The sequence below is a fragment of the Streptococcus pseudopneumoniae ATCC BAA-960 = CCUG 49455 genome, assembly GCF_002087075.1.
Taxonomy (GTDB): domain Bacteria; phylum Bacillota; class Bacilli; order Lactobacillales; family Streptococcaceae; genus Streptococcus; species Streptococcus pseudopneumoniae.
In genome coordinates, this window is sequence record NZ_MWSM01000048.1 from 1 (window position 1) to 4,587 (window position 4,587).

A 4,587-nucleotide genomic window follows, 5' to 3' on the forward strand; every position below is an offset into this window, starting at 1 on the left:
GCCTTGACCATCATTTCAGGCGAAAATTTTTGGTTATGATAGTGGAGAATCTTTTCCTTCAGCTCCTTGTTCAATCTTGATTTCTTGACCGAGCGCTTGCGATTATTTTCATAAGACTGTTGAGCATAGTCGGCAGAATAAACCTCTTTAAAGCGTCCTTTTCCAAGACATTGTCGGACTGTCCCACGCTTGATTTCATTGTGAATGGTTTGAGGAGCTTTTCCAAGTAAAGAGGCGATTTCTCTATTTGATTTCCCTTCCTTTTTCCATCGTTCGATTAAGCGACGGCTATCGATTGTCAAATGTTTGGCTTTTGTAGTATAATGGTTTTGCATCTCTGTGCCTTTCTTGTGTTTGTGATTGAACAACAAGTATAACACAGAGGTGTTTTCTTATGCCTAGAAGAGCTTTCATTTGACAAGAGGAACCCTTGAAGCAGTTTTGTCAGCTAAACCAAGGCTAATCTTAGCCTTGGCTTGTCAGCCTAACAGCATCAAGCCTCTTATCAAATGAAATCGAGTGCTAGCTATCAGCTAGTTGAACCATCTAATTTTTAGGAGGGCTGGGTGGCTAACTTCATTATAGAACTTTCAGTTAAATTTTTACCAAGAATAATTCACAAAAACGTTGTAAAACACTTGCAATTTAGCTGAAATTTGATAAAATAGTAAGGAAAGTTAGACTGTATTGCCTACTGTCTATCTATAAAATATATTTTATTGGAGGCTTTTACTCAAATGGCAAAAGAAAAATACGATCGTAGTAAACCACACGTTAACATTGGTACTATCGGACACGTTGACCACGGTAAAACTACCCTAACTGCAGCTATCACAACTGTTTTGGCACGTCGCTTGCCTTCATCAGTTAACCAACCTAAAGACTATGCGTCTATCGATGCTGCTCCAGAAGAACGCGAACGCGGTATCACAATCAACACTGCGCACGTTGAGTACGAAACTGAAAAACGTCACTACGCTCACATCGACGCTCCAGGACACGCGGACTACGTTAAAAACATGATCACTGGTGCCGCTCAAATGGACGGTGCTATCCTTGTAGTAGCTTCAACTGACGGACCAATGCCACAAACTCGTGAGCACATCCTTCTTTCACGTCAGGTTGGTGTTAAACACCTTATCGTCTTCATGAACAAAGTTGACTTGGTAGACGACGAAGAATTGCTTGAATTGGTTGAAATGGAAATCCGTGACCTATTGTCAGAATACGACTTCCCAGGTGACGATCTTCCAGTTATCCAAGGTTCAGCTCTTAAAGCTCTTGAAGGTGACTCTAAATACGAAGACATCGTTATGGAATTGATGAACACAGTTGATGAGTACATCCCAGAACCAGAACGTGACACTGACAAACCATTGCTTCTTCCAGTCGAAGACGTATTCTCAATCACTGGACGTGGTACAGTTGCTTCAGGACGTATCGACCGTGGTATCGTTAAAGTCAACGACGAAATCGAAATCGTTGGTATCAAAGAAGAAACTCAAAAAGCAGTTGTTACTGGTGTTGAAATGTTCCGTAAACAACTTGACGAAGGTCTTGCCGGAGATAACGTAGGTGTCCTTCTTCGTGGTGTTCAACGTGATGAAATCGAACGTGGACAAGTTATCGCTAAACCAGGTTCAATCAACCCACACACTAAATTCAAAGGTGAAGTCTACATCCTTACTAAAGAAGAGGGTGGACGTCACACTCCATTCTTCAACAACTACCGTCCACAATTCTACTTCCGTACTACTGACGTTACAGGTTCAATCGAACTTCCAGCAGGTACTGAAATGGTAATGCCTGGTGATAACGTGACAATCGACGTTGAGTTGATCCACCCAATCGCCGTAGAACAAGGTACTACATTCTCTATCCGTGAGGGTGGACGTACTGTTGGTTCAGGTATGGTTACAGAAATCGAAGCTTAATTCGATTTAGTTCCCAGAAGAACAATTATTTAAGTCAGACACTAAAAGAATCTTGCTTTGCAAGGTTCTTTTTTTCAGATATTGAACTAATACTCAATGAAAATCAAAGAGCAAACTAGGAAGCTAGCTGCAGGCTGCTCAAAACACTGTCTTGAGGTTGTAGATAAGACTGACGAAGTTAGCTCAAAACACTGTCTTGAGGTTGCAGATAGAACTGACGAAGTCAGCTCAAAACATGGTCTTGAGGTTGTAGATAGAACTGATGAAGTCAGCTCAAAACACTGTCTTGAGGTTGCAGATAGAACTGACGAAGTCAGCTCAAAACACTGTTTTGAGGTTGCAGATAAGACTGATGAAGTCAGTATCATATACATACGACAAGGCGAAGCTGACGCGGTTTGAAGAGATTTTCGAAGAGTATAAAATTGAATTGCTTATAAAAAGCTCCATACACTGGATGTGTATAGAGCGATGGGGCTTTATTTAATATAGAGTTCTTGATTTTTCAAGACAATTTCACGTACGCTCGCAAATTTCTTAAGTTTTTTAAGTTCTTCTGGATGAGTGACGAGAGTGATAACATAACCTTCCTTGCCCATACGGCCAGTACGGCCAGCACGGTGAGTGTAGGTTTCAATATCTCTAGGAATATCAAAGTTTACGACACATTCTAGGCTATCGATATCAATTCCACGTGCCAGAAGGTCTGTTGCTAGAAGCAGGGTTAGTTGCTTGTCTTTAAACTTTTCTAAGATGACTTTTCTAAATTTGACATTAACATCACTAGCGAGAGAAACAGCCAAGATATCCCGATACTGTAATTTTTCCTCTGCACTTCCAAGGTCTGATAGGCTGTTAAAGAAGACCAGACCGCGGAAATCCTCCACATGAGCTAGTTTTCGTAGCATATCCACTCGGTGACGTTGGTCTACCTGCATATAGAAATGTTGGATGTTATCCAGTTTTTGGTCAGAGAGATCAATGGTACGTGTGTTTGGCGCAATCTTTTCTTGGTCAAACTTAGTCGTGGCACTCATGTAGACCAGTTGGTGGTCACGCGGTGCGTAGTGAGTGATTTTCTCAACAAAGTGAATCTGAGAATCATCTAGCAATTGGTCGAATTCATCCAGGATGATGGTTTCCACATTCATCATCTTGATTTTTTTCAATTTAATGAGTTCAAAGATACGTCCAGGAGTTCCAATCAGAATTTCTGGTCCTTTTTTTAGGCGTTCAATCTGGCGTTTCTGGCTCGAACCTGATAAGAAGAGTTGGGGAGTCAAGCCGATAGTCTCAGCCCACGTTTTACATACATCAAAAATCTGTCCAGCAAGCTCTGTATTTGGTGCTAGAATCAAGAGTTGCTGCGCTTTTTTCTTTTGTAGTCTGAGAAGACTTGGTAGGAGGTAAGCTAGGGTCTTACCGGTTCCTGTTGGACTTACTCCTAGAAGATTTTCTCCTGCAAGAATGGGCTCAAATAGTTGAGTTTGAATGGGGGTAAATTCTTGGAAACCGAGTTGGTCACTTAGTTCTTGCCATTCAGTAGGTAGTTTGCTTTTCATTTTTCTGCCTCAAATCTAATGCCAGCAGTCTGGCGCATGGTATATAGTAGCTCATGAACAGAGCCTGCATCATCCAGCCAAGTCTGGTAAAGTGTCTGGTCTGGTTGCTGAATCATGTGTGCAAATGCAGTGACTTCCTCAGTCATCGTATGAGGAGCCTGTTGAATAGGGAGCTGGACTTGATTGCCTTGGTGGTCGGTAAAAATAGCTGAGCGAATATGCTCAATCGTGTTGAGGGTCAAGGTTCCATTTGTTGTGTAAATTTCGCAAGGAAGATTGGAAGTGATGTTTTTCCCAGCCTTGATATGAACTTGAAAGTCAGGGTAGAAGAGGATACCGTCTCCATTTAGGTCCATGCTATTGTCAAGCTGTTGAGCCATGTAGGTTGCGTCCTCAGCCTTTCCAAAGAGACGAACGGCAGCGTAGAGAGGATAAATCCCCAAATCCATAAGTGCTCCACCAGCAAAACGCTCTGAAAAGACATTGGGCGTATGCCCAGCCAACAAGTTAGGCATTTTGGAAGAATATTTGGCATAGTTGAAATCTGCCCCCAAAATTTGTTTGTCTGCTAAAAAGTTTTTGATGATAGTGAAAACTTTTTCATGGTAATTACGAGCTGCTTCAAAGATAAAACAGTGATTTTTTTCAGCTGTTTGAACCAAATCCGGCCAGTCTTGTGGCTGAGTGACAGCTGGCTTTTCAAGAATGACATGTTTACCTGCAGACAAGGCAGCCTTTGCCTGAGCAAAATGCAAGGAGTTTGGACTGGCAATATAGACTACATCGAAGGAGCTCTTGAAGAAGTCTTCTAATTGATCAAATAGTTGGATATCCTGATAGCGAGAAGCAAAGGTTGCTGCGGTTTCAAGTTTCCTAGAATAGACTGCGACCAGCTGGTATTTCCCACTAGCATGGGCTGCTTCTATGAAGTGGTGGCTGATATCGCCAGTGCCAATGATACCTAATTTAAGCATAAATACTCCTTTTCTGATTTTAAATCCTTCTTTTATTATAACATAGATAGACGGGACTATCCAACAGAGGGGAAAAATTTCAAATAAGCGATTAGCTTTCCCGACTTTATCACTTAA

The 4,587-nt window shown here is 41.7% G+C and carries 5 protein-coding genes; 2 read left to right on the forward strand and 3 right to left on the reverse strand.

Translation table 11 applies throughout. From position 1 onward, the window contains the following. On the reverse strand, positions 1-335 hold a 335-nt coding region (locus B4W83_RS09720), incomplete at its 3' end, for a helix-turn-helix domain-containing protein (RefSeq protein WP_142246444.1). 402 nt (positions 336-737) lie between these two features. Between B4W83_RS09720 and tuf the strand changes: the two genes are divergently transcribed. After that, positions 738-1,934 (forward strand): elongation factor Tu, encoded by a 1,197-nt coding sequence (gene tuf / locus B4W83_RS09725; protein ID WP_001040724.1) that lies wholly within the window; start codon positions 738-740, stop codon positions 1,932-1,934. 96 nt (positions 1,935-2,030) lie between these two features. Continuing rightward, positions 2,031-2,336, forward strand: a complete 306-nt coding sequence (locus B4W83_RS13510) for a hypothetical protein (RefSeq protein WP_079251541.1) — start codon at positions 2,031-2,033, stop codon at positions 2,334-2,336. Positions 2,337-2,413: 77 nt separating this feature from the next. Here B4W83_RS13510 and B4W83_RS09735 read toward each other — a convergent pair whose 3' ends face one another. Both B4W83_RS09735 and B4W83_RS09740 read right to left on the reverse strand, forming a co-directional pair. Continuing rightward, the gene (locus tag B4W83_RS09735; protein ID WP_000837546.1) at positions 2,414-3,496 is read right to left on the reverse strand and encodes a DEAD/DEAH box helicase; all 1,083 of its coding nucleotides are present in this window, start codon (positions 3,494-3,496) and stop codon (positions 2,414-2,416) included. Beyond that, a complete protein-coding gene (locus tag B4W83_RS09740) occupies positions 3,493-4,470 on the reverse strand; it encodes a Gfo/Idh/MocA family protein (protein ID WP_000915858.1) in 978 nt (325 codons plus the stop codon). Before B4W83_RS09740 ends, B4W83_RS09735 begins: the two co-directional genes overlap by 4 nt. Positions 4,471-4,587: the final 117 nt, after the last annotated feature.